Consider the following 15,339-nt stretch of genomic DNA (forward strand, 5'->3'; position numbering starts at 1 on the left):
GACAGGCAGATTTGCACAGGTTTACGTTAACGTAAAGGTAAACGAGCAATGACCATGGCAACTACCTACTCCATCTCCGATCTGGCCCGCGAGCTCGACATCACCACACGCGCCATCCGCTTCTATGAGGAGCAAGGCATGCTCGCCCCGGAGCGGCGCGGCCAGGAGCGCATCTACAGCGCCAAGGACAAGGTGACACTGAAACTCATCCTGCGCGGCAAGCGCATCGGCTTCTCGCTGGCCGAATGCCGCGAGCTGATCGAGCTGTACGACCCGGAAACCGGCAGCCGCAAGCAGCTGGAGACCTTCATGGGCAAGATCGCCGAGCGCCGTCTGCAGCTTGAACAACAGTTACTGGATATCCAGCAGATGCAGCTGGAACTGGATACCGCCGAGGAACGCTGCCTGGCCGCCTTGGCAGAGACGCAAGCCTAGGGTGCGCGGCGCGCACCACTGAATCCGACCCGGTGCGCATGACGCACCCTACGACGAAAACAATAGGTGACCCCATGAGCTACCCCACCCTCAATTTCGGCCTCGGCGAAACCCTCGACATGCTGCGTGACTCGGTGCACCAGTTCGCCCAGAACGAGCTGGCGCCGCGCGCCGCGCAGATCGACCGCGACAACGAATTCCCCATGGACATGTGGCGCAAGTTCGGTGACATGGGCCTGCTCGGCATGACGGTCAAGGAGGAGTACGGAGGCACCGACATGGGCTACCTGGCGCATGTGCTGGCCATGGAAGAAATCAGCCGTGCCTCAGCCTCAGTGGGGCTGTCCTACGGCGCGCATTCGAACCTGTGCGTCAACCAGATCCACAAGAACGGCAGTGAGGCGCAGAAGCAGAAATACCTGCCCAAACTGTGCTCCGGCGAGCACATCGGCGCCCTGGCCATGAGCGAGCCCAACGCCGGCTCCGACGTGGTGTCGATGAAGCTGCGTGCGGAGAAGCGCGGCGACCGCTACGTGCTCAACGGCAACAAGATGTGGATCACCAACGGCCCGGACGCCCACACCTATGTGATCTACGCCAAGACCGACATCAACGCCGGCTCGCGCGGCATGACCGCCTTCATCGTCGAGCGCGACTTCAAGGGCTTCTCCCGCCATCAGAAGCTGGACAAGCTGGGCATGCGCGGCTCCAACACCTGCGAGCTGGTGTTCGAGGACTGCGAAGTGCCGGAAGAGAACATCTTGGGCGTCGAGGGCGGCGGCGTGCGCGTGCTTATGAGCGGCCTGGACTACGAGCGCACCGTGCTCTCCGGCGGCCCCACCGGAATCATGAGCGCCTGCATGGACGTGGTGCTGCCCTACGTGCACGAGCGCCAGCAGTTCAAGCAGTCGATCGGCGAATTCCAACTGGTTCAGGGCAAGCTGGCCGATATGTACGCCGGCATGAACGCCTCCAAGTCCTACCTCTATAACGTCGCCAAGGCCTGTGATCGCGGCGAGGAATCGCGCAAGGACGCCGCCGCGGTGATCCTCTACACCGCTGAAATGGCCACCAAGATGGCGCTCGCCACCATCCAGTTGCTCGGTGGCAACGGCTACACCAATGAATACCCGGCCGGGCGCCTGCTGCGTGACGCCAAGCTCTACGAAATCGGCGCTGGCACTAGCGAGATCCGCCGCATGCTGATCGGCCGCGAGCTGTTCAACGAGACCAAATGACACCGTAGGGTGCGCCGTGCGCACCGCAGACAACGGCACGGTGCGCACGGCGCACCCTACAGACGGTAGCCAGAAACGGAGCGCCCCAGATGGCCATCCTGCATACCCAGATCAACACCCGCTCCCCGGAGTTCGCCACCAACCAAGCGGCCATGTTCGCTCAGGTGGACGAACTGCGCGCCCTGCTCGCCCGCGTCCACGAAGGCGGCGGCGCCAAGGCGCAGGAGCGCCACACCTCGCGTGGCAAGCTGCTGCCACGCGAACGCATCAACCGCTTGCTCGATGCCGGCTCGCCCTTTCTCGAGATCGGCCAGCTCGCCGCCCATGAGGTCTACGGTGAAGACGTACCTGCCGCAGGGGTGATCGCCGGCATCGGCCGCGTCGAAGGTGTCGAGTGCATGATCGTGGCCAACGACGCCACGGTTAAAGGCGGCTCCTACTACCCGCTGACAGTGAAGAAGCACCTGCGCGCCCAGACCATCGCCCGCGAGAACCGCCTGCCGTGCATCTATCTGGTGGACTCCGGCGGCGCCAACCTGCCGCGTCAGGACGAGGTGTTCCCGGATCGCGAGCACTTCGGTCGCATCTTCTTCAACCAGGCCAACATGAGCGCGCTGGGCATTGCGCAGATCGCCGTGGTGATGGGCTCCTGCACCGCTGGTGGCGCCTATGTGCCGGCCATGAGTGACGAGACCATCATGGTGCGCGAACAGGCCACCATCTTCCTCGCCGGCCCGCCGCTGGTGAAGGCCGCCACCGGCGAAGTGGTGACCGCCGAAGAACTGGGCGGCGCCGATGTGCACTGCAAGACCAGCGGCGTGGCCGACCACTATGCCGAGGATGACGAACACGCCCTGGCGCTGGCCAGGCGCTGCATCGCCAATCTCAACTGGCGCAAGCTCGGCCAGCTCGACAGCCGTGCGCCCATCGCCCCGCGCTACGCCGCCGACGAGCTGTACGGGGTGATCCCGGCCGATGCCAAGCAGCCCTTCGATGTGCGCGAGGTGATCGCGCGTATCGTCGACGACTCGCAACTGGATGAATTCAAGGCACTGTTCGGCACCACCCTGGTGTGTGGCTTCGCCCGCATCAATGGCTACCCGGTGGCGATCCTGGCGAACAACGGCATTCTGTTCGCCGAAGCCGCACAAAAAGGTGCGCACTTCGTCGAACTGGCCTGCCAGCGCGGCATCCCGCTGCTGTTTTTGCAGAACATCACCGGCTTCATGGTGGGCAAGAAGTACGAGGAAGGCGGCATCGCCAAGCACGGCGCCAAGCTAGTCACCGCTGTGGCCTGCGCCCAGGTGCCGAAATTCACCGTGATCATCGGTGGCAGCTTCGGTGCCGGCAACTACGGCATGTGCGGCCGCGCCTACGACCCGCGCTTTTTGTGGATGTGGCCCAACGCGCGCATCGGCGTGATGGGCGCGCAGCAGGCCGCAGGCGTGCTGGTGCAGGTCAAGCGCGAACAGGCGCAGCGTGCCGGCCAGCCCTACTCCGACGAGGACGAACGGCGTCTGAAGCAGCCCATCGTCGAGCAGTACGAGCAGCAGGCGCATGCCTTCTATTCTAGCGCCCGGCTGTGGGACGACGGCGTGATCGACCCGGCGCAGACCCGCGAGGTACTGGCCCTGGCGCTGTCGGCCAGCCTCAACGCGCCCATCGAGCCAACCCGTTTCGGGGTGTTCCGTATGTGAACTCCTGTAGGAGCGGCTTCAGCCGCGAATCCTGGCACGCTGATCGCGGCTGAAGCCGCTCCTACCCAGCCCTTCGAGCCTGACACCATGACCAACTTCACCACCGTACAGCTTGAGAAAGACCCACGCGGCTTCGCCACCTTGTGGCTGAACCGCGCGGAGAAGAACAACGCCTTCAACGCCGAGATGATCCGCGAGCTAATCCTCGCCCTAGACGCCGTCGGTGAAGACAAGAGCCTGCGGTTCCTTCTACTGCGTGGCCGCGGCAAGCACTTCTCCGCCGGCGCCGACCTGGCCTGGATGCAGCACGCCGCCACCCTGGATTACAACGCCAACCTGAGTGATGCCCGCGAGCTGGCCGAGCTGATGTACAACCTGCACGGACTGAAGATCCCCACCCTGGCCGTCGTCCAGGGCGCGGCCTTCGGCGGTGCGGTGGGCCTGGCCAGCTGCTGCGACATGGCCATTGGCAGCGAAGACGCGCTGTTCTCGCTGTCCGAGGTGCGTATCGGCCTGGCTCCGGCAGTAATCAGCCCCTTCGTCGTGCAGGCCATCGGCGAGCGCGCCGCCAAGCGCTACGCGCTCACCGCCGAGCGCTTCGATGGCAAACGTGCCCGCGAACTGGGCCTGCTTGCCGAATGCTTCCCAGCCGCTGAGCTGGATGCTCAAGTCGAAGCCTGGGTGGCCAACCTGTTGCACAACAGCCCGCAAGCCATGCGCGCCAGCAAGGATCTGCTGCGCGAAGTCGGCAGCGGCGAATTGACCCCGGCCCTGCGTCGTTACACGGAAAATGCCATCGCCCGTCTGCGCGTCAGCCCAGAGGGCCAGGAAGGCCTGCGCGCGTTCCTGGAAAAACGCCAACCCACCTGGCAGGAGCAATGACCATGATTGATACCTTGCTGGTCGCCAACCGTGGCGAGATCGCCTGCCGCGTGATGCGCACGGCCAAGGCCATGGGCATTCGTACCGTTGCCGTGCACAGCGCCATCGATGCCAATGCACGGCATGTGCGCGAGGCCGACATGGCGGTGAATCTCGGCGGCGCCAAACCCGGTGAAAGCTACCTGCTGATCGACAAGATCATCGCGGCCGCCAAGGCCAGCGGCGCGCAAGCTATTCACCCGGGCTACGGCTTTCTCTCGGAGAACGCCGGCTTCGCCCGCGCCATCGAGCAGGCCGGGCTGATCTTTCTCGGCCCGCCCGCCCCGGCCATCGACGCCATGGGCAGCAAGTCGGCGGCCAAGTCGCTGATGGAGGCTGCCGGCGTGCCGCTGGTGCCGGGCTATCACGGTGACAAGCAGGATCTCGACACCTTTCGCGAGGCCGCCGCGCGCATCGGCTACCCGGTGCTGCTCAAGGCTGCCGCTGGCGGCGGTGGCAAGGGCATGAAGGTGGCCGAATCGGAGGCGCAGCTCGCCGAGACGCTAGAATCCGCCCAGCGCGAAGCGCAGTCGGCCTTCGGCGACTCGCGCATGCTGGTGGAAAAGTACGTGCTCAAGCCGCGTCACGTGGAGATCCAGGTATTCGCTGACCAGCACGGCAACTGCCTGTACCTCAACGAGCGCGACTGCTCCATCCAGCGCCGCCACCAGAAAGTGGTGGAAGAAGCGCCAGCGCCGGGCCTCAGCCCCGAGCTGCGCCGTGCCATGGGCGAAGCGGCGGTCAAGGCGGCGCAGGCCATTGGCTATGTCGGTGCCGGCACCGTGGAATTTCTACTGGATGAGCGTGGCGACTTTTTCTTCATGGAGATGAATACACGCCTGCAGGTCGAGCACCCGGTCACCGAAGCCATCACCGGGCTCGATCTGGTGGCCTGGCAGATTCGCGTCGCCCGTGGCGAGCCGCTGCCGCTGACCCAACAGCAGGTGCCGCTGAACGGCCACGCCATCGAGGTGCGGCTGTACGCCGAAGATCCGGATCACGATTTCCTCCCGGCCACCGGCACCCTGGCGCTGTACCGCGAAGCAGCCAGCGGTGAAGGCCGGCGTATCGACAGCGGCGTGGCCGAGGGCGACAGCGTTTCGCCCTTCTACGACCCCATGCTGGGCAAGCTGATCGCCTGGGGCGAGAACCGCGAACAGGCGCGCCTGCGCCTGCTGGCTATGTTCGACGACACCCTGGTCGGCGGGGTGAAGACCAACCTGGCGTTTCTGCGCCGTATCCTCGCCCACCCGGCGTTCGCCGCGTGCGAACTGGACACGGGCTTTATCCCACGTCATCAGCAGCAGTTGCTGCCTGCACCCGGCGAGTTGCCAGATACCTTCTGGCAACTGGCGGCCGATGCCTGGGCGCAAAGCGAGACACCTCTGCAGCGCGACGACGATCCACATTCGCCTTGGTCAGCCCGTAGTGGTTGGCGCTCCGGCGGTGCCGCAGAAATCGACCTGCACCTGAGCAGTCAGGGCGATAGTCGCAAGGTGCGCGCGAGCAATCGGGCGTGCTTGCAAGGCGAAGAGCTGCTGGCCGACATCGACGGCACGCGCCAGCGTCTGCGCGCCATTCGTAAAGGCGAAACCCTCTACCTGCAATGGCAAGGCGAGCTGCACCCGATCACCTGCTTCGACCCGGTTGCCGCTGCCGAAGCCAGCCATGCCCAGCAAGGCGGCCTCAGTGCACCGATGAACGGTAGCATCGTCCGCGTACTGGTCGAGCCCGGTCAGACGGTCGAGGCTGGCACTGCCCTGGTGGTGCTGGAAGCGATGAAGATGGAGCACAGCATCCGCGCGCCCGAGGCCGGCACGGTCAAGGCGTTGTATTGCCGCGAAGGAGAAATGGTCAGCGAAGGTGCGGTGCTGGTGGAGCTGGAGCCGTAGGGGCGATCCGCTTCAGCCCGCCGTTTTAGCTCAGTCCTACCGCAAGCGGTGCGCACAGCGCACCCTACGGCCAATCGCGACAAACATGAGGAAACCCGATGAACCTGCCCAAATCCGTACGCCTGGTGGAAGTCGGCCCACGCGACGGCCTGCAGAATGAGAAGCAACCGATCAGCGTCGCCGACAAGGCACGTCTGGTCGACGGCCTCACTGCCGCCGGCCTGAGCTATATCGAGGTGGGCAGCTTCGTCTCGCCCAAATGGGTTCCGCAAATGGCTGGCTCCGCCGAAGTGTTCGCCGGCATCCAGCGTAAACCGGGCGTTACCTACGCCGCCCTGACGCCCAATCTGAAAGGCTTCGAGGCTGCCCTCGAAGCCAAGGTCGAGGAAGTGGCCGTGTTCGCCGCCGCGAGCGAGGCCTTCTCACAGAAGAACATCAACTGCTCCATCGCCGAAAGCCTGCAGCGCTTCGTACCGCTGATGGAAGCTGCCAAGGCTGCCAATGTGCGCGTGCGCGGCTACGTGTCCTGCGTGCTGGGCTGCCCCTACGATGGCGATATCGCGCCGGAGCAGGTCGCCAGTGTCGCCCGCGAACTGTACGCAATGGGCTGCTATGAAGTGTCGCTCGGCGACACCATCGGCACCGGCACCGCCGGCAAGACGCGCGCGATGCTCGAGGTGGTCGGCCGCGACATCCCGCGCGGAAAACTCGCCGGGCATTTCCACGACACCTATGGCCAGGCCCTGGCCAATATCTACGCCAGCCTGCTCGAAGGCGTCAGCGTGTTCGACAGCTCGGTTGCCGGCCTGGGCGGCTGCCCCTATGCCAAGGGCGCCACCGGTAACGTCGCCAGCGAAGACGTGCTCTACCTGCTGCAGGGCCTGGGCATCGAAACCGGTATGGACATGGACAAGCTGATCGCTGCCGGCCAACGCATCTGCGAGGTGCTGGGCAAGGCCAACGGTTCGCGGGTAGCGCGGGCACGCCTGAGCCGATAAGCGCCGTAAAGTGGATGATGTTTTTTTCGTCCACCGTTGCGAGGGGACTGGCCGGGTGACATGCGTCAACACCACGCGCCCAAAAAGGTCGGCGAAGATCGCCCACGACCAAACGGTGAAGAACACCGATATCCTTGCAAATCCGAAAAAACGCTAGAGTTGTATCGCAGCCAGGCAGAGCTGAGATACGAGCTGTAGCCATAAGCCACCAGTCAGAAAAAATCACTATACTGACGCCATTTTTTCGTCTTCACAGCAGCTGAGTCCTGGCCAAGGCCGACTCGGCAAATGGCAAGGTGGCGGCATGAACATCATCCAGCGCAACAACGTTCGACGCTTGAAAGCGGAAACAGCCGATGCCCCGACGCTCATCTACGGCCACGGCTTCGGTTGCAATCAGGAGATGTGGAGCAAGGTCACACCAGCCTTCCGCCAGCACTGGCACCAGGTACTGTTTGACTATGTCGGCAGCGGTCGCTCCGATGCCAACGCCTTTCACCCTGCCCGCTATGCCCAGCTTGAGGGTTACGTGGACGACCTTCTGGAAGTGTGCGACGCGCTGGAACTCTCGGGTGATCTGACCTTTGTTGGCCACTCGATCAGTTGCAGCATCGGTATTCTCGCCGCCATCAGGCGCCCCGCGCTGTTCTCCCGGCTGATTCTTCTCGGCCCTTCCCCCTGTTTTCTCAACGATCCACCCGACTATCGGGGCGGGTTCGAACGCAGTGACCTGGAGGGGCTGCTGGATCTGATGGCTCATAACTATCTGGGCTGGGCTCAGCAATTCGCACCACTGGTATCAGCCGACGAGACTCCCGCAGTCACCCGGCTGCTCTCCGACAGCTTCTGCTCGACCGACCCAGTAATGGCCCATGCTTTCGCTCACGCCACCTTCTTCTCAGATATTCGTCCGGCGCTACAGTCGTGCCCGTCGCCCTGCCTGATCCTGCATCACCAGCATGACGCACTGGTTCCCACATCAGTGGCCGACTATCTGCAAAACGCACTTGCAGACAGCACTCTGGAAACGCTGGACATCAGTGGCCATTGCGCGCACATGAGCCACCCCGAACTGGTCAGTGGCGCCATGTATCGCTATTTGCAGGGAGCCAACAGCCGTGTTCTATCTTGACCGTCTGCCCTGCCCGGTTCTGGTGACCGACTGCAATGGCCGCATCAAGTATGCCAACAATGATTTCAAGCGCCTGGCAGACGCTACCCTGAGCGGCGATATGGATCAGTTCTTTCCGCCAGCCAGCCGTATATTCCTGCAAACCCATGCCTGGCCTTTGCTGCTGCGCAATGGCGAGTTCAATGAACTCTATCTGCAACTGCAGTCGGGCAGCGGGCAACTAATGCCCGTGATGACCAATGCCCGCATCAGTGAAGCCGAGGGCTCTGCCGAAGTCATCTGGTTGTTCTTCGTCGCCAAGGATCGCCAGCGTTTCGAGACGGAGCTGCTCAAGGCCCGCCAGCAAGCACAGGAAAGTGCTGCCCAACTGGCCAAGGCCAATCTGGCGCTGCAAAGCGCCTACGCGCAACTGGCCAACTACACGGTGGAAGTGGAAAGCGAGGCCGAACAGTTGGCACAACTGAGCCACAGCGACCCACTGACTGCATTGAGCAACCGCAGGGCACTGTCCCTGCATGTCGAACATTGGCTCGCCAGCGCCACGGCGCAGGCCAATGGCAGCCTGCTGTTGATCGATATCGATCATTTCAAGCAGATCAATGATCGTTTTGGCCACGCCGAGGGCGACAGGGTGCTGATAGATCTCGCTCAGCGCCTGCTGCACAGCGTACGCAGTGGCGACAGCGTCGTGCGCTATGGCGGTGAGGAGTTTGCGATCTGGTTACCCGACGCTGAGCTGGATGAAGCCAGCGATATTGCCCAGCGCGTGCATGAGCAGCTCAGAACCCTGCAGGTTGCCAATGAAACGGTCACGGTGAGCATTGGCATTGCCTGCCTGCAACCTTGTGAACGCTACCTGACACAGTTGCTGGCAGCCGCCGACAGGGCACTGTACGAGGCCAAAGCCCAGGGCAGGAATCGCAGCGTCCGCCATGAGTAAGCCGCGTGCGCCGGGTCAAGGTGCACAACGCCAATGCCCTCTACACTTCAGGTCACACTGACAGCGGAACGTTAGCCGTGCACAACCTCTACCGCATACTCGCCGCTGCGCTCTTCGCCACCGCAGCATCGGCTGACGAGCGGGTGAAACTGTACATGCCGGACGCACCACCCCTGACGCTGCACCAATACGAGGGCGGTCATGGCATGGTCGGCGATGTCACCCTGGCGGCTCTGGCCAGGCTCGGCAAGCTGACTGAAATCGTTGCCGAACCCTGGCCACGCGCCCAGGCCAGCGTGGCCAGAGGCCGCAACATGCTGATCATTCCCCTGTCGCGCACGCCCGAACGGGAGGAGCTGTACACCTGGATCACGCCGGTCATGGAACTGGAGCGTGCCTTCTTCAGCCTCGACGAGCCCGTGACGAGCTTCGCCGAGGCCCGTCAGCGTTACCGTCGCATCGGCGTTGGCCTGGGCACTGCGCAGATCGCCATCCTCCAGCATGAAGGCTTTCGCGACGAGCAGATCGTGCAACTCACGCTGGGCGAGAACCCCGTCCACCTGCTGAATCTGGGGCGTATCGACGCCTGGTTCACCGGTGTACCGGAGGCGCTGTATATCTGGGAAGGTTCGAATTATCGCCAGCAGAATCTGCGCCGAAGCCCGACGCTGGCCAGTACCAGCCTCTATCTGAGCTGCTCGAAGGAATGCGATGCGCGACTGGTCGAAGACTTGCGCAGTGCCATCGCCGAACTCGAACAGGAAGGTATCAGCCAGCGCCTGCGTCAGGCCTATCTGCCGCTGCAGCCTGATCCTTGACGATCTGGCTACCTGCCAGGCCTTGTTCTTTCCGCGATCCGTCAAATACCCTGCCGCCCCGGATCTTCTGGCAACTGCTCCTGCTCGATATCCTCCAGCTTCAGTTCCAGCCCCCAATCACCGGCTGCAGCACTTTTCGCTGCAACGGGCTGCGCCGCAGGGGCAGCAGCTACTGCATGTGCAGGCCGTGCGTTGGCCGGGTTGTCGCGATGCAGCTTGAGTTTCAGGCGCACGTTGTTCGCCGAGTCGGCGTTCTTCACCGCCTCTTCCTCGTCGATTGCACCTTCGTGCACCAGATCGATCAGCGCCTGGTCGAAAGTCTGCATGCCGAGGTTCTTGGACTTCTCCATGATTTCCTTCAGTTCGGAAAACTCGTTGCGCTTGATCAGGTCGCGCACCGTCGGCGTGCCGAGCATCACCTCCACCGCCGCGCGGCGCTTGCCATCGACGGTCTTGACCAGGCGCTGGGAGACGAACGCCTTGAGGTTGTTGCCCAGGTCGTTGAGCAACTGCGGGCGGCGGTCTTCCGGGAAGAAGTTGATGATGCGGTCCAGCGCCTGGTTGGCGTTATTGGCATGCAACGTGGAGATCGCCAGATGGCCGGTGTCGGCAAAGGCCAGGGCGTGCTCCATGGTTTCACGGTCGCGGATCTCACCGATCAGAATCACGTCCGGCGCCTGGCGCAGGGTGTTCTTCAATGCCGCATGGAAGCTGCGGGTGTCCACGCCCACCTCACGCTGGTTGATGATCGATTTCTTGTGCCGGTGCACGTACTCCACCGGGTCTTCGATGGTGATGATGTGGCCGCCGCTGTTGCGGTTGCGGTAGTCGATCAGCGCCGCCAGGGAGGTCGACTTGCCTGAACCGGTGCCGCCAACGAACAGCACCAGGCCGCGCTTTTCCATTACGGTGCTGAGCAGCACCTCGGGCAGTTTCAGGTCTTCGAAGCGAGGAATATCCAGCTTGATGTTGCGCGCGACGATGGACACCTCGTTGCGCTGTTTGAAGATGTTGATGCGAAAACGCCCGACGCCAGCCAGCGATATCGCCAGATTCATCTCCAGTTCGCGCTCGAATTCCTCACGCTGGGCACTATCCATGATCGAATCGGCAATGGCCGCCACATCGCCCGCCTTCATCGGCTCCTGGCTCAGCGCCTTGAGCACGCCATTGAACTTCGCGCAGGGCGGCGCGCCGGTGGACAGATAGAGATCAGAACCATCCTGAGTGGACAGGATTTTCAGCATTGCTTGGAGATCCATGGCGGCGTTTCCGTGAGCGCGATTGAAATACCATAGGCCATGATTCATCCGCGTCGCGGACAACACACAACCCATAAAATTGACGCCATTCTGCTGGCGCAATGAATACTGGCACAATAGCGCCCTGACAGATTTGAGGAACCCATCAATGGCAAAGGCAATGGCCCGCCACATCCTGGTCAAGACCGAAGCGGAAGCCGCCGCGCTGAAAAAGCGCATCGCTGCCGGCGAGGCCTTCGATGTGCTGGCGCGCAAGCATTCCACCTGCCCTTCCGGCAAGAAAGGCGGCGATCTTGGTGAAGTGCGTCCCGGGCAGATGGTGCGGGCGGTCGATCAGGTGATCTTCAAGAAGCCGCTGCGTGAAGTGCACGGCCCGGTGAAGACCCAGTTCGGCTACCACCTGATCCAGGTGTTCTATCGCGACTGAGGTTCGCTCAGGCGCTCGACGCGCCGACGGTGCGCCGTTGCCCTGTGCAAAGGCGGCATGAGCACTACCGCCGCGCCTTATAGCCTGTGCGGGTAGCCTGGCACAGGCGCGTGCTCGGCCATCAGCGCCACCACCCAATCGATGAACACCCGCAGCTTGGCGCTGACATGTCGGTTCGGCGGGAAGGCCAGATACATTGGCATCGGCTTCATCTGCCAGTCCTCGAACAGGCGCACCAGCTCGCCGCTGGCCAGGTGTGGTTTGGCCATATAGTGCGGTAGCCAGAGCATCCCCAAACCTGCCAGCCCCGCGGCCAGGTAGGCATTACCATCGTCTACGATCAACAGCGGACGGCCCTGGGCTTCGATTAGCTCCTCGTCGCGCCACATGGCATAGGGCAAAGCCTTGCCAGTGCGAGACCAGAGAAAGCCCACCGTATGATGACCAGCCGCCTCCAGCTCGCGCGGATGTGTCGGCGTGCCGGCGCGTTGCAAGTAGCCCGGCGTGGCATAGATACCGAGCTGCAGATCGCCGACATGCCGCGCGATCAGCGACTGATCGGTGATCTCGCCACCGCGCACCACGCAGTCGACGTTCTCGCCGATGATGTCGATAATTCGGTCGCTCACACCCAGAGTCAGCTGGATTTCCGGATAACGCGCATAGAACGCCGGCAAGGCCGGAATCAGCAGCATGCGCGCGAAGGGGCTGGGCACGTCCACGCGCAGGCGACCGCGCGGCACCATCGAAGCACTGGACAAGCTGGTTTCGGCGTCGTCGACATCGGCCAGCAGACGCACCACACGCTCGTAGTAGGCCGCTCCGTCAGCGGTGACGTTGACCTTGCGCGTGGTGCGGTTGAGCAGGCGTACGCGCAGCCGCGCCTCCAGTTGCTGCACGAGTTGGGTCACGCTGGCCTTGCTCATGTGTAGGGTGGCTGCTGCCTTGGTGAAACTGCCGGTTTCCACCACCCGGGCGAAGGCCTGCATCGCATCGAAACGATCCATCACACGTATCTCTCAGCCATTGATTGTTTGGATTTTACAAACAGTCATGATCAGAGTTGCACGTTTAAACAGCGCGGCGTCACTCCTAAAGTGCGGCTATCGATAACAGCGGGCCGCACTGGCCCCAATGGAGTCAACCATGAGTAGCAAACGTGATGTGGTTTTCCCGGCCGACCGCCATGACCTGTACGAACTTCATCGCTATTCGCCAGCGATTCGTTCCAACGGTTTTCTGTTCTTATCCGGCCAGGTCGGCAGCCGCAAGGACGGCTCGCCCGAGCCTGATCTGAAGGAACAGGTGCGCCTGGCCTTCGCCAACCTCAATGCGATCCTCGCGGAGGCTGGCAGCAGCTTCGAAGACGTGGTCGACACCACTATTCTCATGGTCAACCCGCACGCCGAATTCGAAACCATCTGGGAAGTGGCAGCCGATTACTGGGGCGAAGCACCCTACCCGACAGTGACCGCTATCGGTGTCACCTGGCTGTCCGGCTTCGACTTCGAGATCAAGGTGATCGCCAAGCTGCCGAAATGAGCGGAGGTTGCGCCCCTGCAGACGAGGGGCGCGGCATGAGGTTCAGAGGTGAGTAAAGACGCGCTCGGCTGGCAGACGCGACTTCGGCAGCGCGGCATTGAAATCGCTGTCGCTGTGATACCCCAGCGCCACTGCGACCATACTGCTCAGCCCCTGAGCGGCCAGCCCCAGCTCCTCATCCAGCGCCTCGCGGTCGATGCCCTCCATCGGCGTGGCATCCACACCTTTGGCAGCAGCGCCCAGGAGCAAGGTGCCGAGCGCCAGATAAGCCTGTTTCTCCGCCCAGTGCGGGATATCGCCCAGGCCGCGGTGCAGTTCGACGTAGCTGCTGCGGGTGTTGTGCTGAGTAGTGCGCGCCGCGTCATCGCGGAAGCGGCCATCATCAGCTTCCTGCAGCAGCACATCAGCCAGATAGGCATCGTCGAGGTCGCGGCGGGCGCAAATCAGGATCACATGCGAGGCGTTGAGGATCTTCGGCTGGTTGTAGGCGAAGCCGCCCTGAGCGCCCTTGGCCAGGCGCGCCTTGCCTTCGGCAGTGCTCGCCACAACGAAATGCCAGGGCTGCGAATTGACCGAAGACGGCGACAGACGCAACAACTCCAGCAGCTCGTCGACAATCGCCTGATCCAACTGGCGGCTCGCATCGTAAGCCTTGGTGGTGTAACGCTGACGCGCGAAGGAAACGGGGCTCATGAACACACTCCTGACTCAATGGATGACGCAAAATGGACGCCAGTCTGCAGCATGCGTGCGCATGAAAAAAGCAGGCAAAGCCGCTATGAGTTTCAAATAAGAAATGAAAAGCTGGTAGGTGCCGGCGTTCGACCTGCCGGAAGGCAGCTCCCTGCTGACTTCGCCCTCGCTTTGCTACCGCCAGGCCTTCTGTGCTGGGCCAAGCCAGTGAACTGGCCACCCCAAGCATCGCCCTAGCCCCCAACGTCAGGACACCGAACGTTACGCATAGGCGCTTGAGCAAGCGGGCTCCTTACTATCCGGTGACTGGCTGGCCGGGCTTAAGCGTTGAAGCTAATAGTTCCAACCATACTTCAATCCCTGCCTCGCCTATATTTGAGGACTGTTAGCCCATGAAAAGCTGGCTGGCTCCAAAGCGCTTACCCGGCGCCACGATCTGCTCCTGAGCGGTCACCAGCGGCAGATCGCGCGCGCCTTCGGCGGTCTGCTCGACCAGCGCGTAGAGCGTTGCCGTGGCCAGTTCCAGTGCCTGCGGCAGCGCCTGTCCGGCCAACAGCCGGCCCAGCAGCGTGGCCGAGAACACATCGCCCATACCGTTGGGCAATGGATGCAACGCCAGGCGTGGGGTGGTCACCAGCCAGGCACCCTCTCCGTTCACCGCCAGCGTACCCAGCTCGCTGTCAGGAATATCCGGCGTGGCCAGGCTAGTGACGATCACCACATCCGGGCCACGACCACGCAACTGCCGGGCGACCTTCACCGCCTCCTGTAGATTGGCCGGTTTAGAGCCGGTGAGCAGCTCGAACTCAAACTGGTTAGGCGTGATGATGTTGGCAAAAGGAATCGCCTGGTCGCGAAGAAAATCGGGAATCGCCGGATTGACGAACACGCCGCGCCCGACGTCGCCCATCACCGGATCGCACAGGTAGCGAACCGCCGGGTTGTGTTGGCGGATCTCGCCCACCGCCTCGAGAATCACCCGCCCGGTATCGGCATCACCGAGATAACCAGAAAGCACCGCCGACAACCGCGGCAGCACACCGCGCTCACGCAGCCCGAGCAGCACCTCGCGTACATGCTCGGCGCCGAACACTTGGCCACGAAACTGGCCGTAGCCGGTGTGATTAGAGAACTGCACGGTGTGGATCGGCAGCACCTCGAAGCCCAGCCGCTGCAGCGGGAAAACCGCAGCAGCATTGCCGACATGGCCCCAGGCAACGTGCGACTGAATGGACAGAACGAGGGACGGTAGCTTAGCGCTCATGAAGGTCTCGGGTGGTTGGGTACGGCGAAACGGAGATTATTCGTCAAGCCACGCGGCCCTGTCACGCCTGGGCCGCCACG

Annotated in this window: 15 protein-coding genes; 11 read left to right on the top strand and 4 right to left on the bottom strand. The window is 62.8% G+C overall.

The features are described from left to right. The first annotated feature begins 54 nt into the window (after positions 1 to 54). The 9 genes from AAEQ75_RS20230 (at position 55) to AAEQ75_RS20270 (ending at position 10,071) form a co-directional block, all read left to right on the top strand. On the top strand, positions 55 to 435 hold the full coding sequence (locus tag AAEQ75_RS20230) for a MerR family transcriptional regulator (protein ID WP_106740525.1): 381 nt from the start codon (positions 55 to 57) through the stop codon (positions 433 to 435). Between the two features lie 74 nt (positions 436 to 509). Then, complete coding sequence (locus AAEQ75_RS20235) at positions 510 to 1,673, top strand: isovaleryl-CoA dehydrogenase (RefSeq protein WP_343350256.1); 1,164 nt, start codon at positions 510 to 512, stop codon at positions 1,671 to 1,673. Between the two features lie 89 nt (positions 1,674 to 1,762). Continuing rightward, on the top strand, positions 1,763 to 3,370 hold the full coding sequence (locus tag AAEQ75_RS20240; RefSeq protein ID WP_343350257.1) for a carboxyl transferase domain-containing protein: 1,608 nt from the start codon (positions 1,763 to 1,765) through the stop codon (positions 3,368 to 3,370). Between the two features lie 87 nt (positions 3,371 to 3,457). Further along, complete coding sequence (locus tag AAEQ75_RS20245; RefSeq protein ID WP_256836373.1) at positions 3,458 to 4,252, top strand: gamma-carboxygeranoyl-CoA hydratase; 795 nt, start codon at positions 3,458 to 3,460, stop codon at positions 4,250 to 4,252. A 2-nt stretch (positions 4,253 to 4,254) separates the two neighbouring features. Next, positions 4,255 to 6,183 (top strand): acetyl/propionyl/methylcrotonyl-CoA carboxylase subunit alpha, encoded by a 1,929-nt coding sequence (locus tag AAEQ75_RS20250; protein ID WP_343350258.1) that lies wholly within the window; start codon positions 4,255 to 4,257, stop codon positions 6,181 to 6,183. A 98-nt stretch (positions 6,184 to 6,281) separates the two neighbouring features. Then, the gene (locus AAEQ75_RS20255) at positions 6,282 to 7,181 is read left to right on the top strand and encodes a hydroxymethylglutaryl-CoA lyase (protein ID WP_343350259.1); all 900 of its coding nucleotides are present in this window, start codon (positions 6,282 to 6,284) and stop codon (positions 7,179 to 7,181) included. A gap of 304 nt (positions 7,182 to 7,485) precedes the next feature. Then, positions 7,486 to 8,313, top strand: coding sequence for an alpha/beta fold hydrolase (locus AAEQ75_RS20260; protein ID WP_343350260.1), 828 nt, complete (start codon positions 7,486 to 7,488; stop codon positions 8,311 to 8,313). After that, positions 8,300 to 9,253, top strand: coding sequence for a sensor domain-containing diguanylate cyclase (locus tag AAEQ75_RS20265; protein ID WP_343350261.1), 954 nt, complete (start codon positions 8,300 to 8,302; stop codon positions 9,251 to 9,253). The genes AAEQ75_RS20260 and AAEQ75_RS20265 overlap by 14 nt, the downstream gene beginning before the upstream one ends. 155 nt (positions 9,254 to 9,408) lie before the next feature. After that, the gene (locus AAEQ75_RS20270; protein ID WP_430523469.1) at positions 9,409 to 10,071 is read left to right on the top strand and encodes a substrate-binding periplasmic protein; all 663 of its coding nucleotides are present in this window, start codon (positions 9,409 to 9,411) and stop codon (positions 10,069 to 10,071) included. A gap of 41 nt (positions 10,072 to 10,112) precedes the next feature. On the opposite strand, the gene AAEQ75_RS20275 is transcribed toward AAEQ75_RS20270, so the two are convergent. Next, positions 10,113 to 11,333 carry a PilT/PilU family type 4a pilus ATPase gene (locus tag AAEQ75_RS20275; RefSeq protein ID WP_179576719.1) on the bottom strand — a complete coding sequence of 407 codons (1,221 nt, stop codon included), beginning with the start codon at positions 11,331 to 11,333 and terminating at the stop codon, positions 10,113 to 10,115. A 148-nt stretch (positions 11,334 to 11,481) separates the two neighbouring features. Between AAEQ75_RS20275 and AAEQ75_RS20280 the strand changes: the two genes are divergently transcribed. Beyond that, positions 11,482 to 11,760 carry a peptidylprolyl isomerase gene (locus AAEQ75_RS20280; protein ID WP_013715799.1) on the top strand — a complete coding sequence of 93 codons (279 nt, stop codon included), beginning with the start codon at positions 11,482 to 11,484 and terminating at the stop codon, positions 11,758 to 11,760. A gap of 77 nt (positions 11,761 to 11,837) precedes the next feature. Here the strand turns inward: AAEQ75_RS20280 and AAEQ75_RS20285 are convergent, their stop codons facing one another. Beyond that, positions 11,838 to 12,767, bottom strand: a complete 930-nt coding sequence (locus tag AAEQ75_RS20285) for a LysR family transcriptional regulator (RefSeq protein ID WP_343350264.1) — start codon at positions 12,765 to 12,767, stop codon at positions 11,838 to 11,840. A gap of 139 nt (positions 12,768 to 12,906) precedes the next feature. Between AAEQ75_RS20285 and AAEQ75_RS20290 the strand changes: the two genes are divergently transcribed. Beyond that, the gene (locus AAEQ75_RS20290) at positions 12,907 to 13,302 is read left to right on the top strand and encodes a RidA family protein (protein ID WP_343350265.1); all 396 of its coding nucleotides are present in this window, start codon (positions 12,907 to 12,909) and stop codon (positions 13,300 to 13,302) included. A gap of 42 nt (positions 13,303 to 13,344) precedes the next feature. Here the strand turns inward: AAEQ75_RS20290 and nfsB are convergent, their stop codons facing one another. Next, the gene (gene nfsB / locus AAEQ75_RS20295; RefSeq protein WP_343350266.1) at positions 13,345 to 13,995 is read right to left on the bottom strand and encodes an oxygen-insensitive NAD(P)H nitroreductase; all 651 of its coding nucleotides are present in this window, start codon (positions 13,993 to 13,995) and stop codon (positions 13,345 to 13,347) included. A 385-nt stretch (positions 13,996 to 14,380) separates the two neighbouring features. Next, positions 14,381 to 15,259, bottom strand: coding sequence for a pyridoxal kinase PdxY (gene pdxY, locus AAEQ75_RS20300; RefSeq protein ID WP_343350268.1), 879 nt, complete (start codon positions 15,257 to 15,259; stop codon positions 14,381 to 14,383). Between the last annotated feature and the right edge of the window lie 80 nt (positions 15,260 to 15,339).

This window comes from Pseudomonas sediminis, assembly GCF_039555755.1.
GTDB classification, from domain to species: Bacteria; Pseudomonadota; Gammaproteobacteria; order Pseudomonadales; family Pseudomonadaceae; genus Aquipseudomonas; species Aquipseudomonas mendocina_D.